The sequence below is a fragment of the Kitasatospora sp. NPDC086801 genome, from assembly GCF_044745805.1.
GTDB lineage: Bacteria > Actinomycetota > Actinomycetes > Streptomycetales > Streptomycetaceae > Kitasatospora.
Genome location: NZ_JBIVAX010000016.1, coordinates 118,442 through 140,007, shown reverse-complemented (window position 1 = coordinate 140,007; position 21,566 = coordinate 118,442). Strand labels below are relative to the sequence as shown.

Genomic DNA, 21,566 nt, shown 5'->3' with positions numbered 1-21,566 from the left:
GAGGCACGTCGTTCTGCCGCACTCCAGATTCCGGCCCCGGACAGGTCGGCCGGCGGCCACGACCCGGGTCGTGGCCGGTCCCCCCTCGTCCCGACGCGCACTCCGGCGAATCCCACAAGCCAATCCCACCTGAAGGGCGTAGGCATGACCGTGGAGAGAATCAACGACTGGACCCCTGCAGCCGTCGTCTTCGACTGCGACGGCACGCTCATGGACACCGAGTCGCACTGGCACCAGGCCCGTGCGGAGGTGCTGCGGGGCTACGGAATCACGGCCGGAGCGGAGTTCACGGCGCGCGCGGCCGGGTTGCACTACTCGGACTGCGGCCTGCTGATGGCCGAGACCGCCGGTGACCCCTCGCTGGCGCCGGAGCTGACCGACCGGCTGCTGGCCAGCTTCCGGGCGCTCGTCGACGCCGACCCCGTCCCGATGCCGGGCGCGGCCGAACTGGTCGGCCGGCTCAGCGGGTTCGTCCCGCTGGCGGTCGCCAGCAACTGCCCGCGCGACGTGATCGAGACCGGACTCGGCGGCGCCGGACTGCTCGAACACTTCGAGCACATCGTGGTCCCGGCCGAGGGGATCGGGCCCAAGCCCGCGCCGGACGTCTACCTGACCGCCGCCCGGCTCTGCGGCGCCGAGCCCACCGACTGCCTCGCCGTGGAGGACACCTTCTGCGGCATCCGCTCGGCCGTCCTGGCGGGGCTGCGGGTGATCGGTGTCGGGCCGCACCCGTCGGCCGAGGCGCGGGAGGCGGTCGACCTGTGGGTCGCCACCCTGAGCGAGCCGGGGCTGCTCGACTGGGTCCGGCGCCGGAGCGCTCTCGCCCTCACCAGCTGAGCTGCTCCGGCTGAACAGCACCCGGCTGCGCACCCGCCAGCTGGGCGCCACTCAGCCGGGGCCGGGCGGTCACGGGCCGGCGGGGGCCGGCTCGGGGCCGCACAGCGGATCGGCGCCGCCGACCGCGGCGCCGGTGGACGTCGTGCCGGTGGACGTCGTGCCGGTGGGCGCGGTGCCTGCGGACGCGGTGCCTGCGGACGCGCCGCCGTCGAGCAGTACGGCGTCCAGCGTCCGCGGCACCGCGTGCGCCGAGGCGAACAGCAGCGCGATGCCCACGGCGCCCGGGTCGGGCACTCCCGAGGCCCGTTCGCCGAGGTAGCTGGCCCGGCCGCGGCGGGCCCGCAGGGCCCTGGTCCGGCGGACGCCCACCGCCGCCGCGGCGGCGGCCGCCGCGAGGCAGTCGTCCGGGCGGGCCCCGGGAGCGCAACCGCGCAGCGCCAGTGCGGCCGGGTACAGGGCGTCGACGAGCGTCTTGTCACCCGGTCGCGCCTCCCCCACCCGCTGGACGGCCTCCAGCGCCGCCGTCGCCCCCCGGGCGAGGGACGGGCCGGTCAGCGGGCCGGCGCCGACGGCCACCGCCAGTTCCTGGAGCACCAGGCCGAACAGCGGCCCGCTCGTCCCGCCGACCTCGTCCAGGAACGCGCCCGCCGCCGCGCCCAGCGGTACGGCCGCGGCCTGGCGCCCCGGCGGCAGCCGGTCCAGCGCGGCCAGGGCGCACCGGACGCCGGTGAGCAGGTTGACACCGAAGTCGCCGTCCCCGGCGGCCTGGTCCAGGCGGGTGAGCTCCTCCTCGGTGGCCGCGACGGTCTCGGCGAACCGCCGCATCCAGCCTGCCGTGAAGAGGCCGTCGAAGGCCTTCGTGTCCGTCATCTCCTGACCTCCTGGTGACCGGGGGCCGGCGCCGATTCCGCGGCCGGCCAGGCCGCCGTGTACGCGGGGGCGTCGAGCAGCGCGAGCGTCTGCTCGTCGGCGGCGAACAGGGTGATCGAGAACCCCCGCATGTCGAGGGCGGTGGCGTAGTCGCCGACCAGGCTGCGCACCAGGCGTCGCCCGCCCGCGTCCAGGACGGCGGCCAGTTCGTACAGGACCGCGTACAGTTCCAGGCCGGTGGTCGCGCCCAGCCCGTTGACCAGCGCGACGAGGGGGGCGCGGGCCGGGCGCAGCGACTCCAGCAGGCGCAGCGCCATCCGGCCCACCAGCACGGCCAGCGGTTCGCGTTCCAGGGAGAGTTCGGCCCGTTCGCCGTGGATGCCGACCCCGAACTCGACCATCCGGTCCGACACCTCGAAGGCCGGCCGGCCGGTGGCGGGCGAGGTGTGCGCGGCGCCGGCCACCGCGATGCTGCGGCAGCGCCCTGCCAACTCTGCTCCCAGCACCGCGAGTTCCGCCAGGCCGAGGCCGCGGTCGGCGGCCGCTCCGAGGATCTTCTGCACCAGGACGGTGGCCGCCGTCCCGCGCCGCCCGACGGCGACGGACTCGGACTCGGAGGCGAGGTCGTCGTCCACCAGGACCCTGGCGCACGGTATGCCCTGGCGGTGCAGCCGTTCAGCCGCGATGCCGAAGTTGATCCGGTCGCCGGTGTAGTTCTTCACGATGTGCAGGACGCCGCCCTCGCCGGCGACCGCGCGCGAGGCCTCGAAGATCTGCCGGTTGTGCGGCGAGGCGAAGATCCGGCCCGGGCAGGCGGCGTCCAGCATGCCCCGGCCGACGAATCCGACGTGCATCGGCTCGTGCCCGGAGCCTCCGCCGGAGAGCAGTCCGACCCGGCGCCCGGGGGCCCGGTCACGGGCACGGACGAATCCGAGGTCGGGGTCGTGGACGACGAGCGATGGGTGGGCCCGGGCGAATCCGGCGAGTGCGCTCGCCACCAGGGCGTCCTGATCGGTTTCGAGGTAAGGGGCCACGTCCGGCTCCGCTCGGTAGGGCGGCCGCGCTGCGCGCGATCGCCGATCACGTTCACCCATGCTTGGGCAGGCGCCCGCGCGCGGCAACCGGCGGGCGGAAGTGCGCGAGGGCCCGGGACGGCCGCCCGGCGGGCGGTTCGGGGCCTTCGGGGCTCCGGCGCCCCGAAGGGTCGCGGCACCCACTCGGGTGACGTCGCGCCCGCCGGTGCGGCGGGCGCGGGCTCTGGGGTTTCCCCCCGCTTCCTCATGATCTCCCGGCGCCCGGGCCGTAATCCGTTCCGGTGTTCCCGTGGCGGGCGGGATGGTATCCGGAGTTTTGACATTCCGCTTAAAGTCATACAGTCTTCTCGGCATGTCTGACCGTCACCCGATCGAGTGCGCCGCCATCGAGCTGGCGCTGATCGGCGTGGCCGCGCACTGCGTTTCCGACAATCTCTGTCGCTGAATCCGCCTGTCCCGAAGCGTTGCGGTGATCGCCGCCCCGGGACGTCGCCCCTTCCTGCGGGCGCGGTGCCGCTCACTCTCCTCACAGCCTCACTGTCGCCCGCCTTCCTCCGTGCACCATCGGTAGCGAAAGGCCCCCTTTCCGATGTCTCGAACCACCTTCACCCCCCGCCGCCTCGCCGCGGCGACCGTCACCGTCGCCCTGGCCGTCGGAGTGGCGGCGTGCGGACCGAAGGGCGACGGCGGTGGAAGCCCCGGCAAGGACGCCGCACCACAGCAGGGCGGCACCCTCACCGTCCTCAACCAGAACCCGCAGGACCAGTTCGACCCCGCACGGCTCTACACCTCCGGCGGCGGCAACGTGCCCTCCCTGGTCTTCCGCACCCTCACCACCCGCAACCGGGCCGACGGCGCGGCCGGCACCAAGGTCGTCCCGGACCTCGCCACCGACACCGGCACCCCCTCGGAGGGCGCGACGGTGTGGACGTACCACCTCAAGGACGGCCTGAAGTACGAGGACGGCTCGGCGATCACCACCGCCGACATCAAGTACGGCATCGAAAGGTCATTCGCCCCCGAACTCTCCGGCGGGGCGCCATTCCTGAGGGACTGGCTGGTCGGCGCCGCCGACTACCAGGGCCCGTACAAGGACGGCCGCGGTCTGGACGCGATCGAGACGCCGGACGAGAAGACCATCACCTTCCGGCTCGACAAGCCCGAGGGTGACTTCCCCTACCTCGCCACCCAGACGCAGTTCGCACCCGTCCCGAAGGCCAAGGACACCGGGACGAAGTACCAGGAGCACCCCGTCTCCTCCGGCCCCTACCAGGTCGTCAAGAACGAGAACGACGGCGCGCACCTCGTCCTCAAGCGCAACCCCAACTGGTCGGCGGCGACGGACGACCAGCGCAAGGCGTACCCGGACACCGTCGACGTGCAGTCCGGGCTCGACCCGGCGGTGATCAACCAGCGGCTCTCCGCCGGCACCGGCGCCGACGCGGCCGCCGTCACCACCGACACCAACCTCGGCCCCTCCGAGCTCGCCCAGGTGAAGGACGACAAGGCCCTCGCCGCCCGCGTCGGCACCGGCCACTTCGGCTACGTCAACTACCTGGCGTTCAACCCCAAGGTCAAGCCCTTCGACAACCCCAAGGTCCGGCAGGCCGTCGCCTACGCGCTCAACCGCACCTCGGTCGTCAACGCCGCCGGCGGCTCCTCGCTCGCCGAGGCCGCCACCACCTACCTGCCCGCCCAGGAGACCTTCGGGTACACGCCCTACGACCCGTTCCCGGCCGGCGCCACCGGCAACCCGGAGAAGGCCAAGGAGCTGCTGAAGGAGGCCGGCTACCCGGACGGCCTGACCATCACGCTCACCCACTCCACCGAATCGGGCAAGGGCTACGGCCCGAACCTGGCCACCGCCGTCCAGGACGGCCTGAAGGCGGCCGGGATCACCGTCCAGCTCGACGCCCTGGACTCCACCAGGTACTCCAAGACGATCCACACCGTGAGCACCGAACCCGGCCTCTTCCTCTCCGGCTGGGGCGCCGACTGGCCCTCCGGCGGCCCGTTCCTCGCGCCGATCTTCGACGGCCGGCAGATCGTCACCGACGGCTACAACTTCAACTCCGCGCAGCTGGACGACCCGTCGGTGAACGACGAGATCGACCAGATCAACAAGATCACCGACCACGCCGAGGCGGCCAAGCGCTGGGGTGCCCTGGACAAGCGGATCGGCGACCAGGCCCTCACCGTCCCGCTGTTCCACCCCGTCTACAAGCGGCTGTCGGGCAAGGACGTCCGCAACATCGTCATCAGCGACTGGACCGGCGTGCTCGACATCTCCCAGGTCGCGGTCAAGTAGCGGGCGGGATCGGACGGATCGGTCGAACAACCATGGCTCCACAGGAACCCAGCGTCGGGGAGGCCCCCGCGGCCTCCCCGGCCGCCGGAGGGCGGACGGTGTGGCGGCGGCTGCTCGCGCGGCGCGCCGTCGTCGCCGCCGGCCTCGTCATCGTCCTGCTCGCCCTGATCGCGGCAGCGGCACCGCTGCTCAGCGCGATCGAAGGCCAGGACCCCACCGGCTACCACAACGACCTGCTCGACTCGGCGGCCGGCGGGGTGCCCACCGGCTCCTTCGGCGGTGTCAGCGCCGAGCACTGGCTCGGCGTCGAACCGGGCACCGGGCGCGACGTGTTCGCCCGGCTGGTCCACGGCGCCCGGATCTCGCTGCTCGTCGCCGTCGGCGCCACCCTCGTCCAGGTCGCGATCGGCGTCCTGCTCGGCCTCACCGCGGGCCTCGGCAGCCGACTGCTCGACCAGCTGATCGGCAACACCACCGAGGTGATGCTCGCGCTACCTTCGCTGGTCTTCGCCATCTCGCTGATGGCAGTCGTGCCCTCCGACTTCCCCCGCCCGCTCCTGCTGACCCTGGTCATCGGGCTGCTGGGCTGGGCCGGCACCGCCCGGCTGGTCCGGGCGCAGACGCTCAGCCTCCGGCAGCTCGACTACGTGGCCGCGGCCCGGCTCGCCGGCGCCACCCGGTGGCGGATCGCCCGCCGGGAGCTGCTGCCGTCCCTGGCGGCGCCGGTCATCACCTACGCCGCGGTGCTGCTGCCGTCCAACGTGATCGCCGAGGCCGGGCTGTCCTTCCTCGGCGTGGGCGTCAAGCCGCCGACCTCGTCGTGGGGCCAGATGCTCTCCGGCGCGACCACCTGGTTCCGCGCGGACCCGATGTACGTGCTGCTCCCGTCCGCGCTGCTGTTCGCCACGGTGCTCGCCTTCACCGTGCTCGGCGACGCCGTCCGCACCGAGCTCGACCCCCGCGCGGCCTCCCGGCTGCGGGTCGGAACGGCGCGCCGCGCCACCGGTCCGACGGCGGACGGGCCCGCCCCGGGCACCGGATCGCCGGGCACCGCACCGCCGGGCAGCGGCTCGCCGAACCCCGCCCGCCCCGGCCCGTCGGCCGCCGCCGCCGAGGAGGCCACCGCATGACCCGCTTCCTGTTCCGCAGGGCCGTCGGCATGCTCGGCGTCCTGCTCGCCATCTCCCTGATCGTCTACGCGGTCTTCTACATCGCCCCCGGCGACCCCGCCCAGCTGGCCTGCGGCGAGAAGTGCAGCCCCGCCCAGGTCCTCCAGGTGCGCGAACGGCTGGGCCTCGACGCACCGGTCTACCTGCAGTACGCCCACTTCCTCCAGGGCGTCGTCGCCGGCCGCGACTTCAGCGCCGGGACGGGCCTGCTGCACTGCCCGGCGCCCTGCCTGGGCGTCTCGTACCGCAGCGGCGAGCAGGTCACCGACATGATCGCCGCCCGGCTCCCGGTGACGGCCTCGCTCGCGCTCGGCGCGATGGTGCTCTGGCTGGCCCTCGGGGTCGGCACCGGGCTGCTCTCCGCACTGCGCCGGGGCCGGCTCAGCGAGCGCCTGCTGACCGCGCTGACGCTGGCCGGCAACTCCGTCCCGGTCTTCGTCATCGGCCTGGTGCTGCTCATCGTCCTGTGCGCCCAGCTCCAGTGGCTGCCGTTCCCGAGCTACGTACCGCTCACCGAGGACCCGCAGCAGTGGTTCTGGGGCCTGCTGCTGCCCTGGGTCTCGCTCGCGCTCATCGAATCCGCCAAGTACGCCCGGCTGACCCGCTCGTCCATGCTGGAGACCCTCGCCGACGACCACATCCGAACCTTCCGGGCGTACGGCGTCAGCGAACGGCGCCTGGTGACCAGGCACGCGCTGCGCGGCGCGCTCACCCCGGTGATCGCGCTCACCGCCATGGACCTCGGGACGATGTTCGGGTCCGCCGTGCTGACCGAGTCGCTCTTCGGGCTCCCGGGGCTCGGCAAGCTGCTGGTCAGCTCGGTCAGCCTGATCGACCTGCCGACCGTCGTCGGCCTCACCCTCGTCACCGGGTTCGCCGTGGTCCTCGCCAACGTCATCGCGGACGTGCTCTACGCGGTGACCGATCGAAGGGTGGTCCTGACGTGAGCGCCGAACCCCTGGGTCCCGCTCTGGAAGACGTCCGGGACCTGAACGACGTCCGGGACCTGAACGACGTCCGGGACCTGAACGACGTCCGGGACCTGGTCGACGTCCGGGACCTGGTCGTCGACTTCCCGGTCGGCGACGGGCACGTACGCGCCGTCGACGGCGTGGGCTTCACCCTGGAGGCCGGACAGGCGCTCGGCATCGTCGGCGAGTCCGGCTCCGGCAAGAGCACCGTCGCCTACGCACTGCTCGGCCTGCACCGCGACACCGGCGCCCGGGTCGGCGGCTCCGTCCGGGTCGCCGGCGTCGACGCCGTCACCGCCGAGGGCGACGAACTGCGGCGCCTGCGCGGCGGACTGGCCGCCATGGTGTTCCAGGACCCGCTCTCCGCCCTCGACCCGTACTACGCGGTGGGCGACCAGATCGCCGAGGTCGTGCGGGTCCACCGGGCCGTCTCCCGCCGGGCCGCCAGGGCCCGGGCCGTCGAGGTGCTCGGCCGCGTCGGCATCCCCGATCCGGCGCGGCGCTCACGGGCGCGTCCGCACGAGTTCAGCGGCGGCATGCGCCAGCGGGTGCTGATCGCGATGGCCCTGGCCTGCGAACCGCGACTGCTGGTCGCCGACGAGCCCACGACCGCGCTGGACGTCACCGTCCAGGCCCAGATCCTCGACCTGTTGCACGAGTTGCGGGCCGAGACCGGGGCCGGGCTGGTCCTGGTCACCCACGACCTGGGGGTGGTCGCCGGGAGCGTCGACCGGGTGCTGGTGATGAAGGACGGCCGGGCGGTGGAGCACGGCCCGGTCACCGAGGTGCTGGGCACGCCGCGCGAGCCGTACACCCGCGCGCTGCTGTCGGCGGTGCCCCGGGTCGATGCTCCGGGCACTCCGGGCACTCCGGGCACTCCGGGCGGGCCTGCCGGAGGCGCCGACGGCGACGGGGCCACCGGGCGCAGCGGGGGCGAGGTTCTGCTCGAAGCCACCGAGCTGCGCCGGGAGTTCGCCAGCCGCGGCGGCCTCACCCGGCGCGCGGCCCCCGTGACCGCCGTGGACGGCGTCTCGCTCACCGTGCGTGCGGGCGAGACGCTGGGCATCGTCGGCGAGTCCGGCTCCGGCAAGACCACGCTCGGGCGGATGCTGGTCCGGCTGCTGGAGCCGACCGGCGGCCGGCTCCACTACCGTGGCCGGGACATCGGAGCGCTCGGGGAGAAGCAGCTGCGCCCGCTCCGGCGGGAGCTGCAGATGGTCTTCCAGGACCCGGTGTCCTCGCTCAACCCGCGCCGCAGCATCGGGGAGTCGATCGCCGATCCGCTGCGCATCGCCGGTGAGAGCGACGAGCGCCGCATCCGCACCCGGGTCGGCGACCTCCTGGAACGCGTGGGGCTCGACGCCGACTGGTACCACCGCTATCCGCACGAGTTCTCCGGCGGGCAGCGGCAGCGGGTCGGCATCGCCCGGGCGCTCGCACCGCAGCCGCGACTGATCGTCTGCGACGAACCGGTCTCCGCGCTGGACGTCACCACCCAGGCCCAGGTGGTCGAGTTGCTGGGCGAGTTGCAGCGCGACCTCGACCTCGCGCTGGTCTTCATCGCCCACGACCTGGCCGTGGTCCGGCAGGTGAGCGACCGGGTCGCGGTGATGCGGGCCGGGCGGATCGTGGAGCAGGGCGACGCCGACGCGGTGTACGACTCCCCCCGGCACGCGTACACCAAGGGCCTGCTGGCGGCCGTGCCGGTGCTGGACCCGGCCGAGGCGACCGCCCGGCGCGACGCCCGACTGGCGTCGGCCGGGGCCTGACCGGCTCCCGGCCGGGGCCCGCATCCGGTGAGGTGCGGGCCCCGGCCGGTGGGCTCAGCTCAGGCGGCCGACGTGCGCCAGGGCCCGCTTGAGCAGCGCCCCCTGGCCGCCGGGCATGTCCTGCTGCACCAGCGGGGAGGAGGCCTCCTCCGGGCTGAACCAGACCAGGTCGAGCGCGTCCTGACGCGGTCGGCAGTCGCCGGCCACCGGCACGACGTACGCCAGGGACACCGCGTGCTGGCGCGGGTCGTGGAACTCGGTGATCCCCAGGGTCGGGAAGTACTCGGCGACCGTGAACGGTTGCAGCGAGGCGGGGATCCGGGGCAGCGCCACCGGGCCGAGGTCCTTCTCCAGGTGCCGCAGCAGGGCGTCGCGGATCCGCTCGTGGTGCAGCACCCGGCCGGAGACCAGCGTGCGGCTGACCGTCCCGTCCGGTCCGATCCGCAGCAGGAGGCCGATCTCGGTGACCTCGCCGGCGTCGTCGACGCGGACCGGCACGGCCTCGACGTACAGGATCGGCATCTTGGCGCGGGTGGTCTCTAGTTCCTCGGGGGCGAGCCAGCCTGGCGTGGTTTCCGTCATGTCAGCCATTCGCCGATCGTACGTTCCCGGGCCCCGTCCGTGCCGGGCGCCCCGCCCGTCACACCGTCGGGCACCACGCGGCACCACGCGGCACCACGCGGCACACCGTCGGGCACCGCCCGGCGGCGGCGCGGTGTGCCGCCGGCCGTCCGAGGATCCGCCAGCGGAGCCGGAACCGGGCCGCCCGGCGGTACCGTCTGGCGTGGAGGACCGGGAACGGCACGGGCGGGGCAGCGCGAGGGGAGTGACGGCGTGGAGGCGTTGGAGGACGGGGACCCACGGCAGGTGGGCGCGTACCGCCTGCTGCGCAGACTCGGCGCGGGCGGGATGGGCCGGGTCTACCTGGGGCGGACCGCGGGCGGGCGCACGGTGGCCGTCAAGATGGTGCACGCCCAGTACGCGGCGGACCCGGAGTTCCGGGTGCGGTTCCGCAACGAGGTGGCGGCGGCCCGGCAGGTCGGCGGACGCTGGACGGCACCGGTGCTGGACGCGGACACCGAGGGCGCACAGCCGTGGGTGGCCACCGGCTACGTCGCGGGGCCCTCGCTGGGCACGGCGGTGCGGGAGTTCGGGCCGCTGCCCGGCGCGGCGGTGCGCTCGCTCGGGGCCGGGCTCGCGGAGGCCCTGGCGGCGGTGCACGGACGCGGGCTGGTGCACCGGGACGTCAAGCCGTCGAACGTGCTGCTGGCGCTGGACGGGCCCCGGCTGATCGACTTCGGGATCACCCGGGCGCTGGACGCGGCGACCGCGCTCACCCGGTCCGGTTTCGTCGTCGGCTCGCCCGGCTACCTCTCCCCCGAACAGGCCGAGGGCCGCACCGCCGGGCCCGCCTCGGACGTCTTCTCGCTCGGCGCGGTGCTCGCCTACGCGGCCACCGGCACCGCGCCGTTCGGTTCGGGCGTGAGCGCGCCGGTGATGCTCTACCGGGTACTGCACGAGGAGCCCGAACTCCAGCTGCTGGACGGAGATTTACGCGCCATCGTGGCGGACTGCCTGGCGAAGGACCCGGCCCGCCGGCCAACCCCGGCGCAGCTGCGCGAGCGCCTGACGGCGGGCGACCGCGCGGCGGCCGAACGGCTGGAGCGACGGGACTGGCTGCCGCCCGCGGTCTCCGCCGCGCTGGCCGCGCTGGCGGTCGAACTGCTCGACCTGGACGGCGAGGCTGCGGCCCGACCGGCCTCGCCCCCGGGGGCGTTCGGGCCGGCGGAGCCCTGGACGGCACCGGCGAGCCCGCGGACCGCCCCGGCGACGATGCCGGCGCCGGCCCCGGGCAGCGCCCGCCCCGGACCGCCGCCGCCCGGCTACGGCGCCACGCCCGCGCTGCCCTACCCGCCGGCGCCCCAGCCGCCGCGACGGCCCGCCCGCCGGGGCGCCGGGCGGCTCTCGCTGGCGGTCGCCGCCGTGCTGGCGGCCGCGGTGGCGGGCACCGCGGTGTTCCTGGCGACGCGTCCGGACGGCTCTGCCGGCGCGGGGGCGAGCGCCACCGGCCCGGCGACCAACCCCGCGACCAACCCCGGCACCAACCCGGGCAGCACGGCGGCCCCGGCAGGCGGCGCCGACACCCCGTCCGCCACCCCGGCCGGCTCGATCCCGGTGGGCTTCCTCGGCACCTGGCAGGGCCAGCTCGGCACCCCGCAGTTCTCCCTCAAGGCCGATTTCAAGATCACCATCACCCAGGGCCGCCCGAACGACCCGGTCGCCCAGATCCACAACAACACCGGCCCCGGCAGCCGCTACTGCGACGGCGTCGCCGACCTGGTCTCGGCCACCGCCGACCGCGTGGTCCTGCAGACGGCCCCGATGAACGCCCTCAGCGGCTGCACCGCCGACCCGCACGCGCAGGTGTACACCCGCAACGCCGACGGCAGCCTGCACCTGATCGTCAACGGCTTCTCGGGCGACCTGGTGAAGAAGTAGCCCACCCGCCCGGCGGGGCATCAGGGGGTGTCCGACCATTCCCGCCGCACGCTGATCCGAGCGAATGGTCGGACACCCCCAGCGGCCCACGCCACCGCCCCGCCGCACCGGCCTGCCCGGAGGCCCCCACCAGAGCGCCCGGAACCGCGCTCGACGGGCACTTGAGGAATCCGGCCCCCACCCCTCGGCGCAACTAGGGTGCGACGCGTCCGCCCCACCATCCCGTCGACCCGAACAAGCAGACGAATGACGCCCACCCGAGCGGACGCCCCGCGCCCGAGAGGAGAACCGCCATGCACCTCAAGGTCCTCGGCCCCCTCACCGCCGACCTCAACGGCATCTCCGTCGTCCCCACCGCCGCCAAGCAGCGCCAGATCCTGGCCCTCCTCGCGCTCTACCCGAACCGCATCCTGCCCACCGCCACCCTGATCGAGGAGATCTGGGGCGACGACCCGCCCAGACAGGCGCTCACCACCATGCAGACGTACATCCTGCAACTGCGCCGTCGGATCACCCAGGGCCTCGGGCCGACCCCGCACATCACCGCCAAGGACATCCTGACCACCCGGCACGGCGGCTACCAGCTCACCACGCACCCGGACAACCTCGACGTCCACACCTACAGCCTGCTCACCACCCAGGGGCAGCACGCCTTCAACCACGGCCACGACCACCAGGCCGCCACCCACTTCCGGCAGGCCCTCGCGCTGTGGCACGGCCCGGCCCTGGTCGACGTGCGGCCCGGGCCGATCCTCGCCATCGAGATCATGCGCCTGGAGGAGAGCCGCCTGATCACCCTCGAACGCCGCATCGACACCGACCTGCGGCTCGGCCGGCACAACGAGCTCATCCCCGAACTCACCCACCTCACCCACCAGCACCCGCACCACGAAGGCCTGCACGCCCAGGCCATGGTCGCGCTCTACCGGGCCGGCCGGCAGACCACCGCCCTCGCCACCTACCACCACCTTCGGCACCGCCTCACCACCGAGCTCGGCATCCAGCCCTCCCCGCACCTCCAACACCTGCACCACGCGATCCTCACCCTCGACCCCACCCTCAACACCCCGGCCACGGCCCACCCGACCACCTACAACCTCTACCCGGCCTGAGCTCCCGCCCCGACCACCCCACCGACCACCGACCGCCCGCAACCGGCCCGAGCTCCCAGCCCGCCCTCACCCCCAGGACCCGTCATGACCACCGCACCCGAGAAACCCCTCGCCCTGATCACCGGCGGCACCCGCGGGATCGGCCTCGCCATCGCCCGCGAACTCGGCGGCCGCGGCCACCGCCTCTTCATCTGCGCCCGCACCGGCCAGCACATCACCGAGGCGCTGGCCACCCTGCGCGGCGAGGGCCACCAGGCCGACGGCACCACCTGCGACGTGCGCGACCCCACCCAGGTCAGCGAGTTGATCCGGCACGTGGTGGCCGAACACGGCCCGATCACCGTGCTGGTCAACAACGCCGGCCGCACCGGCGGCGGGCCGATCGCCACCACCACGGACGACCTCTGGTACGACGTCATCGACACCAACCTGAACGCCGTCTTCCTGGTCACCCGGGAAACCCTCAAGCACGGCCGCATCACCGGCACCGCGCACCCGCGGATCATCAACATCGCGTCCACCGCCGGGAAGCAGGCCGTCACCCTCGGCGCCCCGTACACCGCGAGCAAGCACGCCGTGATCGGCTTCACCCGGGCGCTGGCCAAGGAACTGGCCCCGACCGGCACCACCGTCAACGCCATCTGCCCGGGCTACGTGCACACCCCGCACACCACCCGGATCCACCACGAGTACGCCACCGCCTACAACACCACCCCCGAGACCATCCACCAGCACTTCCAGACGCACATCCCGCTCGGCCGCTACACCACCCCGGAGGAGGTCGCCTCGCTGGCCGGCTACCTCACCTCCCCGACCGCCGCCAGCATCACCGCCCAGGCGCTGAACGTCTGCGGCGGCCTCGCCACCCAGTAACCCCGGCGCAACCCTGGCCGGCCCACGGGAAGGAACCGGGCTCCGGTGCCCGCTGATCAGCGATGACGAACCGTCACTTCTCCAGCGCACCCGTCACCCTGCTGGTGGCCGGCGCCCCGTCGCCCGAGCCCTGCCTGCCCGCCAGCCGCCCGCCGAGACGACTCGACGCCGGGGCGGTCAGCGCCGCGCTGACCCGCACCGCCACCCGCCGGTGGCGGCCGCCGCACCCGCGCGGGAACGGCCGGCTCCCGCAGTTCCTGCTGGTCGAGCTCCAGCAGGCCTACGAGGCCGACGTGCTGCGCGCCGCACTGCGCGCCGTCGCGCCGGAGGACCCGGTGGCGGAGGGCTCAGCGGCGGACGGGACGGCCGACGGTGCCTGGCACCGGCCTCAGGACGGGACCGGGCACACGCCCGAGGACCGGACGGACGCGCTCTGGGAGCGGACGGTGGACGGCCCCGACGGGCTCGACCGGGTCCTGACCGAACTCGGACGCGCCCTCGCCGCCGGAGCGCGGCTGCGCGCCGTCCTGGTCGAGGACCGCCGGGACGGCCTCCGGCGCCTGTTCGTCGGCATCGCCGCCGGACCGTCCGCGCGCGCCGCCGAACTCGTGGAACGGCTGCGGGAGGCGCTGGCGCACCCGCCGGAGCCCGTCACGGTGCCGACCAGCGCGCTGCAACGGGACCTGCTGCGCCAGGTGATCGGCCGCACCGACCACGGCGGGCGGCACATCGAACAGCTGTCCTGGAACTGGCACGGGCCGCTGGACACCGACCGGTTCACCGCCGCCTGGCAGTCCGTGTTCGACCACGAGACGGTGCTGCGCGCCGCCTTCGACTGGGACGACACCGCCGGCGACCCCTGGATGGTGCTGCACGAACGGGCCGTCCCCGACGTCACCCGGCACCCGCACGGCGCGATCGGCTGGGACGACCTGCTGGAAGCCGACCGGCAACGCGGCTTCGACCTGCGCCGACCCGCCCTGCTGCGCGCCACCCTGCTCGACTCCGGCCCGCAGGACGAGGACGACGGACCAGCCACCCGGGTCCTGCTCACCTACCACCACGCGATGCTCGACGGCTGGAGCGTGCGCCTCCTCCTCCAGTCCTTCTACCGCGCCTACCTGACCGGCGGCGTCCTGCCCGGCGGCGAACGCCGCCCCGACGTCCGCGACCACGCCCGCTGGCTCGACGCCCGGGAAAGCGACGCCGCACGACAGTTCTGGGCCACCCGGACCGCCGCCAGCGCTGTCCTACCGCTCGCCCCCGACCCGACCCGGCACGGCAGCGGACGCGCCCGGCGCCGGCTCACCCCGTACGAGGCGATCCGGCTGCGCGGCTGGGCGGCCACCTGGGGGGCGGGTGAGAGCAGCGCCCTCCAGGCCGCCTGGGCGCTGCTGCTGTACCGCGCGGCGCAGTCCCGCGAGCAGCGCCGACCGGCCCGGGCGGTGCGGGTCGGCTTCGCGGTGACGGTCTCCGGGCGGGGCATCCCGCTGGACGGCATCGACCGGCTGCCCGGCGCGCTGCGCAACCCGCTGCCGATCTCCGTCCGGGTCCACCCGAACACGACGGTGCCGCAACTGCTCGCGGCCCTGCGCGACGGAGTACTCGACCTCGCCGCGTACGAGTGGGTCTCGCCCGGGCAGGCCCACCGCTGGAGCGCCACCCCGCGCGGGCAGCGACCGCACAGCCTGGTCGTCCTGGAACACCAGCCGACCGCCCCGCACCACCTGCGGCTGGAGACCGACCTCGCCGCGCACGGCATCCACGTGGAGAACCCCGTCCCGGCCGGCACCTTCACCTCGTACCCGATCACCCTCGCCGCCCACTACGACGCCACCGGCGGACTCGTCCTCACCACCACCCACGACCGGGCCCTGCTCGCCGACCGGGACGCCGTCGAACTCCTCAGCCAGAGCGCCCACCTGCTGCGCGCCTTCCCCGACCTGCCGAGCGGCCTCAGCACCTCCGAGGTGCTGCACTCCACCCTCGGCGGACACCCGGCGCCCCGCCCCGGCGAGCCCGCCGACCGCCAGCCGGGCCGGGACACCCCGGCGGACGGCCCGGCCGTCCGGCTGGAGGTGCTGCGCCGGGCCGCCCGCCCGGGCGCCGGCTGGGTGCTGCTGCTGCCCCCGCCCGACGCCCCGCACACCCGCTACCCCGGCACCGCGCGCGGCTGGCCCGGCCCGCAGGCCCTCGGCGTGCTCCGCCCGGCCGCCGGCCCGCCGTCACCGGGCGCCTACCGCCCGGTGCTCGCCCCGCTGCTGGAGTCCCCGGCCCCGGTCGCCCTGGTCGCCGCGCCCGGCAGCGGCGTCACCGCCTACGAGGTCGCCCGGCTCGGCCCGCCGGCCCGCCCCCCACTGGTCGTCCTGCTCCCCGACGAGGCCGCCCCGTCCGACCTGTTCGCCCTTGCTCCCCTGCTCGGCGGCACGCCCCCGCCCTGACCGGCCACTGCCGGTCCTACGGTGGGGCATGGCCCGCTTCGTCCTGACCCGCCGTTCGCCCCTGCCCCCGGCCGTCTGCTGGGAGCGGCTGACCGCCTGGCCCCGGCACGGGGACCGGGTGCCGTTCACCCGGGTCACCGTGGTCCGGGGCAGTGGCCGGCGGGCGGGGGACGCCATCCTGGCCCGGACGGTCATCGGGCCGTTCCGGTTCGACGACCCGATGGAGATCGTCGACCTGACCGCCCCAGCGGCCGGGCGCGACGGGCTGTGCCGACTGGAGAAGCGGGGCCGCCCGGTGCTCGGCTGGGCCGAACTGCGCGTGCGAGCCCTCGGCCAGGACGCCGGGGAGACCAGCGGATGGTCCGAGGTGACCTGGACGGAGGAGCTCCGGGTCGGGCACCTGCCCGGGCTGCTCGACCCGCTCGTGGCCCGCGCCGGGCGCCTGGTCTTCGGCCGGGTGCTGGACCGGCTGCTCGGGCAGGCCTGACCGGTGCCGCCGGGCCCGGGTGCGGCTACGGCCTGACGTCGCGCCGGAGCCGGTACTGCTGGCGGACGTACCCGCGCGGGTCGACGTCGGCCGTGACGCGGTCGTGTTCCGCCGGCTGGTAGGCGGTGAGCAGGGCCCCGGTCGCCTCCTGCGGATCGGCGTCGTCACCCTGGAGCGCGACCCGGTCGCACACGGCGGCGCCGTGCAGCCGGGGGTTTGCTGACGGGCCCGGCGAGTACGGGGTGCCCGGACGGCCGGCGCCGGGGTGCGGGTGTCAGCGCCCGGGCCGCTACGCCGACAGGATCTGCCGCAGGACTCCCCGCAACTCGCTGTCGTCGGCGGGCGGGTGGGGTGCCTGCCAGGCGATGTGGCCGTCGGGGCGGGTGAGGAGCGCGCCGGCGGCCGGGAGGCCGGCGAGGCCGGTCCAGTCGGCGGCGGCCGGCAGTGGCCGCAGGGCGACGGGCAGGCCTGCCGCTGCGGCGGTGTCGACTTGGCGTCGCCAGGCAGGGTCGCCGGTGGGTGTGAGCAGGGTGAAGCCGGGGCCGATGAGGTCGAGCGTGGACGCGGCCCCGGGGTTTCCGGGCAGGCGCAGGTGCGGGAGGCGGCCGCCGGGCCCGCCGTCGGGGTGCTCGCGGGCCGGATCCAGCGACGGGCGGGCCGGGGCGTCGGGGTCTGCGTGGACGGCGGTGGAGCGGTAGGCCGCGGTGAGCAGCAGTTCGTCGTCGATCCGGTAGCCGGTGCGGGCGCGGGAGTTGGCGAGGGACAGGTCGATGACCTGCCGGGCGACAGGGCGCCGTTCGGCCTGGTAGGTGTCCAGCAGCGCTTCGCCGGCCGACCCGGCCACGACCGCGGCGAGCTTCCAGGCCAGGTTGTCGGCGTCGCCGATGCCGGTGTTCATGCCGTGCCCGCCGGTGGGGGGCGTCACGTGGGCCGCGTCGCCCGCGATCAGGGCCCGTGACCGGCGGTAGGTCTCGGCGAGCTGGGCGTCCAGCCGCCAGGTCTGGGTGTCCCGGACGGTGACGTCGAGGTCGGGCAGTCCGGCCGCGTCGCGGACCAGTCGGGCCAGCTGCCGGTGGTCGCCCAGGAGGTCGGCGAGCTCGCCGCGCTGGGGGTCGTAGGGGTGCTGGTAGATCCAGTGCCGGTCGTTGTCCACGGCCAGGAAGCCGCCGCGGCCGGGCGCGGTGAGGAAGTAGGACGCGCTGGCCCGGTCGGCGACGACCTCGCCGAGCGGCGCCTCGAAGCGGATGCTGAGGAAGTGGCCGAGGCCGGTCGGCCCTGCCATGGCGATCCCGGCGCCGGTGCGGACGGTGCTCGCCGCGCCGTCGCAGCCGATCAGCCAGTCGGCGCGCACGGTGTGCCGGTCGCCGGTGGCCCGGTCCTCCAGCACCGCGTGCACGCCCTCTCCGCCCCCTGCGGATTCGCCGCCCCCTACGGACTCGGCGGACTCGGTCGACTCGGCGAAGGAGAGCAGCCGGGCGCCGAACCGGACACCGTCCGGCGCGAGTTCGTGGGCTCGGCGCAGCAGCACGGTCTCCAGGGCGTCCTGCGAGCAGATGAGCCCCGGCGACGGGGTGCGCTCGGCGCCGTCGTCCGGGGCGACGGCCACGCCGGTGCGCACGAAGTCCGGGTCGACGAGGTCGCGGCCGCGGTAGAAGAAGACGTGCGAGGCCGGGAGCCCGGCCTGCCGGACGTCGGCTTCCAGGCCGATCCGGCGGAAGACCTCCATCGAACGCGCGGACACGCCACGGGCCTTGGGGTGGCGGGAGGTGCCCTGGTGCGCCTCGACGAGCAGGTGCGGCACGCCGTACCCGGACAGCAGGAGCGACATGGTGAGGCCGACCGGGCCTGCGCCGACGATCAGGACGGACGTCGTTGCCGGGAATCGCATACCACTCCTTCGTAACGCCTAATCTTGTATTTCGACGTTACCATGGGGGTGCGCAAACGATCGGAAGGGGCGCACCCATGACCCAGGACCACGACGGCGGCAACCCCCGCGGCCTCCACTTCGTCACCGAGCTGGCGAACACCGTCCGCGCCGACCCCGAGGCGGGCGCCGCCGACCTGCAAGCCGTCCTGGAACGCCACGGCGGCCCGCCCTTCCGCCTCACCGGCGCCGACGCCCGGGAGCTGCGCGAGGCCGCCTCCCAGCTGATCGACGTCCTCGCCCTCCACGACGAGGACGAGGCCGCCACGGCGATCAACGCCCTGCTCGACCGCTACCCGGCCCGCCCCCGCCTCGTCCGCCTCCCCGGCCGCCCCTGGTCGATGCACACCCAGGCGCCCGCGTCCGCCGGCCTCACCCACTGGCTGCTCTCCACCTCCGCACTGGCCCTCGGCCTGTGGCTCAGCGAACGCGGCACCTGCGCCTGGGGCGAATGCGCCGCCCCCGGTTGCGACCGCTTCTTCATCGACACCGGCCGCCGCACCCCGCAGCGCTTCTGCACCCCGCGCTGCGCCACCCGGGTGCGCGTCGCCGCCCACCGCGCCCAGCGCGCCACCGGCTGACGACCTGCCGGCCCGCGCCGTCCGTCGCGGCCGCGCGCCGACCGTGCGCCGAACCGTGCGCCAACCGTTGACGGGACTCGGACGAGCCTGTGAAATAGCACATGTCACCCGTCACATGAGTCGACGCCATTCCAAGGATTTGAACGTTCAAACCCCCGCCCGCGCACGCCATCCCGCCCCCTGACGCACCGCCACCCGCCCGACAGGAGAGCCCCCATGCCCCCCACCCGCGCCCCGCGCCGCCGACCGGTCCGCGCCCTGCCCTCGGGCCTCGCGGTCCTGGCCGTCCTCGCCGTCCAGGCCGTCGGCGCGGGCCCGGCCCGAGCCGACGGCGCGGCCCCGCTGGTCGACGGCGGCGGCTACGTCCTCGGCTCCGTCCTGGACGGCGGCTGCCTCGGCCCGCAGTACGCCCAACCGGCGGCCGGCACGCCCGTCGTCGGCGCGGCCTGCCAAGGGCTGCTCAGCCAGCGCTGGCAACTGCACCGCACCACCGGCGGCTACCAGTTGGTCAACGCCGCGAGCGGACGCTGCCTGACCCTCGACGGCACCGGGCGGCACCCCGGCACGGCCGACTGCGGCACCGACCCCGCCGCCGAGGCCTTCGCCATCTCCCCCGCGCCGGGCGGAGGACACACCCTGGCCGCGCACGGCGCCTGCCTCACCACGGCAGCCGACCGCGAGCAGAGCAGCGCAGCCGACCACGAGCAGAGCAGCGCAGCCGACCGCCGGCGCTGCGACGCCCGGCCCGCCCACCGCTGGACCCTCACCCGCAGCGAACCGCTCACCCTCACCGCCCCCGGCTTCGAACAGGGCACCGACGGCTGGACGTTCACCGAGCACACCGGCGTCGCCACCAACAACCCGCACGGCGGCACCCGCCTCGCCTACCTCGACGCCGGCTCCGGCTACCGGGTCGCCCAGCAGGTCACCGCCGTCACCGCCGGCAGCTACGACCTGTCCGCCTGGATCGCCGCCGGCGGCGCGGGCGGCACCTTCTCGGTCAGCGTCAACGGCACCGTGGTCCGCTCGCTGACCCTGCCCGAGCAGCCCACCTACGCGAAGTACACCCTGCCCCGGGTGCGCGTCGCGGCCGGCGACCGGCTCACCCTCGGCATCGGCTCCTCCCCCACCGGCTGGGTCAACGTGGACGACGCCGCCGTCGCCCCGTCCGCCCCCAGGGACCCGAAGGTCAGCTCCTCCGACCCCGAGGTCGTCGCCCTGTTCGACTGGGCCAAGACCAAGGCCAACAGCTGGGTGCAGCAGGCCGGCACCACCGGCGTGCTCAACCAGGACGAGAACAACCCCGGCGGCACCGGCACCACCACCTACGACACCACCTACTGGGCCGGCTACCCGTTCCGCTCCGACTTCTACAGCCGCGACTTCGCCCACCAGCTGGTCGGCGCCCACCTGCTCGGCCTGGACGCCGAGAACAAGACCATGCTGCGCGGGTTCGCCGCCTCCGCCACCGAGACCAACAAGCTCTACCCGGTCTGGGCGCTCAACTTCGACGCCAGGACGTACGGCAGCATCGACTACCGGAGCCCCGACCGGTTCGTGCGCGAGCTGCCCGCGCCGTTCGAGCTGGTCGAGAAGGCCGGCGAGGCCTACCGGTGGACCGGGGACCGCGACTACGCCGACGACCCCGCGCTGACCGGCTACGTCCGCAACACCCTCGGCCCCTTCATCGCCCAGCACCCCGGCCCGGTCGACAACGGCGGCCTCCCCATCCCGCAGGCCACCAGCCGCAGCATCTTCGCCGGCACCGCCAGCTACGCGGAGAACGCCACCAGCACCTACGCCGAGGCCGGCGACGCGATCGGCGCCCAGCACCAGGCGTACCTCGCCGCCGCGACCCTGGCCACCGCCAAGGGCGACACCGCCGCGGCCACCGGCTACCAGCAGGCCGCCACCGCGCTGCGCACCTACGTCAACACCACCTGGAGCGTGGACCGGCAACAGCCCGGCGAGGTCGTGCACGGCTACGACACCACCGGCAAGCCGGTGACCGGCTGGGGCTACGAGTCCAGCGTGCTGATGCCGGTCAAGCGGCTGCTCGACCCCGGCCCGCGCCGGGACGCCCTCCTCGCCGCCATCGACGCCGCCGACTCCGGCCCGCAGCGCTCGACCAACCTGGAGGCCTACACCTACCTGCCGGACGCCTTCTTCGCCAACCACGACGGCGACACCGCCTGGAAGTGGATGCGGCAGATCTACCAGGGCGTCGACCAGCTCCACGCGAGCGGCCGGATGCTCAACGGCGACTACCCCGAGGTCCCGTTCACCCTGCTCGGCCAGACCGTGCAGGGCCTGCTCGGCGTCGAGCCCGACGCCGCCGCGCACGCCCTCGTGACCGCCTCCCAACTGCCCGCCTCGATGGGCTGGCTGGAGGTCGCCGACATCCCGGTCGGCGCCGGATCGGTCACCGTCCGGCACGACGGCCACCGCAGCAGCACCGTCACCAACACCGGCGGCGCGCCGCTCACCTGGGAGGCCCGCTTCGCCGGCCCGCACGGCGGGATCACCGTCGACGGCAAGGCCCGGCCCACCCGGAGCAAGACCGTCGACGGTGTGACCTACACCTACGCCACCGTCACCCTCGCCCCCGGGCACACCGCGAGCGCCGCCGTCACCGACTGACCCCCACACCGCAGTACCGCGGCCAGCCGGCCCCCACCCGGCCGGCCG

The 21,566-nt window shown here is 74.8% G+C and carries 17 protein-coding genes and 1 pseudogene; 13 read left to right on the top strand and 5 right to left on the bottom strand.

Annotated elements, in window-relative coordinates; translation table 11 throughout:
- Window positions 1-144 precede the first annotated feature (144 nt).
- Complete coding sequence (locus tag ACIPLC_RS19225) at window positions 145-837, top strand: HAD family hydrolase (RefSeq protein ID WP_400474185.1); 693 nt, start codon at window positions 145-147, stop codon at window positions 835-837.
- Window positions 838-1,050: 213 nt separating this feature from the next.
- On the opposite strand, the pseudogene dhaL reads toward ACIPLC_RS19225, so the two are convergent.
- Together dhaL and ACIPLC_RS19215 are read right to left on the bottom strand one after the other, a co-directional pair.
- Window positions 1,051-1,707: pseudogene (gene dhaL / locus ACIPLC_RS19220) on the bottom strand (dihydroxyacetone kinase subunit DhaL); the annotation flags it as partial.
- Window positions 1,704-2,741 (bottom strand): dihydroxyacetone kinase subunit DhaK, encoded by a 1,038-nt coding sequence (locus tag ACIPLC_RS19215; protein WP_400474184.1) that lies wholly within the window; start codon window positions 2,739-2,741, stop codon window positions 1,704-1,706. The pseudogene dhaL and the gene ACIPLC_RS19215, both read right to left, overlap by 4 nt.
- A gap of 352 nt (window positions 2,742-3,093) precedes the next feature.
- Between ACIPLC_RS19215 and ACIPLC_RS19210 the strand changes: the two genes are divergently transcribed.
- From ACIPLC_RS19210 to ACIPLC_RS19190, 5 genes are all read left to right on the top strand, one after another.
- Window positions 3,094-3,186 carry an Ms4533A family Cys-rich leader peptide gene (locus ACIPLC_RS19210; protein WP_317620150.1) on the top strand — a complete coding sequence of 31 codons (93 nt, stop codon included), beginning with the start codon at window positions 3,094-3,096 and terminating at the stop codon, window positions 3,184-3,186.
- A 144-nt stretch (window positions 3,187-3,330) separates the two neighbouring features.
- Window positions 3,331-5,049: an ABC transporter substrate-binding protein gene (locus ACIPLC_RS19205; protein ID WP_400474183.1), complete on the top strand. Its 1,719-nt coding sequence runs from the start codon at window positions 3,331-3,333 to the stop codon at window positions 5,047-5,049.
- Window positions 5,050-5,081: 32 nt separating this feature from the next.
- On the top strand, window positions 5,082-6,179 hold the full coding sequence (locus ACIPLC_RS19200; RefSeq protein ID WP_400474182.1) for an ABC transporter permease: 1,098 nt from the start codon (window positions 5,082-5,084) through the stop codon (window positions 6,177-6,179).
- On the top strand, window positions 6,176-7,165 hold the full coding sequence (locus tag ACIPLC_RS19195) for an ABC transporter permease (protein ID WP_400474181.1): 990 nt from the start codon (window positions 6,176-6,178) through the stop codon (window positions 7,163-7,165). Before ACIPLC_RS19200 ends, ACIPLC_RS19195 begins: the two co-directional genes overlap by 4 nt.
- 95 nt (window positions 7,166-7,260) lie before the next feature.
- The gene (locus ACIPLC_RS19190; protein ID WP_400474210.1) at window positions 7,261-8,958 is read left to right on the top strand and encodes a dipeptide ABC transporter ATP-binding protein; all 1,698 of its coding nucleotides are present in this window, start codon (window positions 7,261-7,263) and stop codon (window positions 8,956-8,958) included.
- A gap of 54 nt (window positions 8,959-9,012) precedes the next feature.
- On the opposite strand, the gene ACIPLC_RS19185 is transcribed toward ACIPLC_RS19190, so the two are convergent.
- Complete coding sequence (locus ACIPLC_RS19185) at window positions 9,013-9,540, bottom strand: NUDIX hydrolase family protein (protein ID WP_400474209.1); 528 nt, start codon at window positions 9,538-9,540, stop codon at window positions 9,013-9,015.
- Window positions 9,541-9,792: 252 nt separating this feature from the next.
- Between ACIPLC_RS19185 and ACIPLC_RS19180 the strand changes: the two genes are divergently transcribed.
- The 5 genes from ACIPLC_RS19180 to ACIPLC_RS19160 all read left to right on the top strand — a co-directional run bounded on the left by ACIPLC_RS19180 (window position 9,793) and on the right by ACIPLC_RS19160 (window position 16,370).
- Window positions 9,793-11,457 carry a serine/threonine-protein kinase gene (locus ACIPLC_RS19180; protein ID WP_400474180.1) on the top strand — a complete coding sequence of 555 codons (1,665 nt, stop codon included), beginning with the start codon at window positions 9,793-9,795 and terminating at the stop codon, window positions 11,455-11,457.
- 293 nt (window positions 11,458-11,750) lie between these two features.
- A complete protein-coding gene (locus ACIPLC_RS19175; RefSeq protein ID WP_400474179.1) occupies window positions 11,751-12,569 on the top strand; it encodes a BTAD domain-containing putative transcriptional regulator in 819 nt (272 codons plus the stop codon).
- Between the two features lie 84 nt (window positions 12,570-12,653).
- Window positions 12,654-13,442 carry an SDR family NAD(P)-dependent oxidoreductase gene (locus tag ACIPLC_RS19170; RefSeq protein WP_400474178.1) on the top strand — a complete coding sequence of 263 codons (789 nt, stop codon included), beginning with the start codon at window positions 12,654-12,656 and terminating at the stop codon, window positions 13,440-13,442.
- Between the two features lie 62 nt (window positions 13,443-13,504).
- Entirely contained in the window at window positions 13,505-15,883 is a 2,379-nt protein-coding gene (locus tag ACIPLC_RS19165; RefSeq protein ID WP_400474177.1) for a condensation domain-containing protein, read from the top strand.
- A 28-nt stretch (window positions 15,884-15,911) separates the two neighbouring features.
- Window positions 15,912-16,370, top strand: a complete 459-nt coding sequence (locus ACIPLC_RS19160; protein ID WP_400474176.1) for an SRPBCC family protein — start codon at window positions 15,912-15,914, stop codon at window positions 16,368-16,370.
- Between the two features lie 25 nt (window positions 16,371-16,395).
- Here ACIPLC_RS19160 and ACIPLC_RS19155 read toward each other — a convergent pair whose 3' ends face one another.
- Both ACIPLC_RS19155 and ACIPLC_RS19150 read right to left on the bottom strand, forming a co-directional pair.
- Window positions 16,396-16,563, bottom strand: coding sequence for a hypothetical protein (locus ACIPLC_RS19155; protein ID WP_400474175.1), 168 nt, complete (start codon window positions 16,561-16,563; stop codon window positions 16,396-16,398).
- Between the two features lie 96 nt (window positions 16,564-16,659).
- Window positions 16,660-18,258: an FAD-dependent monooxygenase gene (locus ACIPLC_RS19150; protein WP_400474174.1), complete on the bottom strand. Its 1,599-nt coding sequence runs from the start codon at window positions 18,256-18,258 to the stop codon at window positions 16,660-16,662.
- A 77-nt stretch (window positions 18,259-18,335) separates the two neighbouring features.
- Here ACIPLC_RS19150 and ACIPLC_RS19145 point away from each other — a divergent pair, with 77 nt between their 5' ends.
- Complete coding sequence (locus tag ACIPLC_RS19145; protein ID WP_400474173.1) at window positions 18,336-18,878, top strand: CGNR zinc finger domain-containing protein; 543 nt, start codon at window positions 18,336-18,338, stop codon at window positions 18,876-18,878.
- 216 nt (window positions 18,879-19,094) lie between these two features.
- Entirely contained in the window at window positions 19,095-21,518 is a 2,424-nt protein-coding gene (locus tag ACIPLC_RS19140; protein ID WP_400474172.1) for an RICIN domain-containing protein, read from the top strand.
- Window positions 21,519-21,566: the final 48 nt, after the last annotated feature.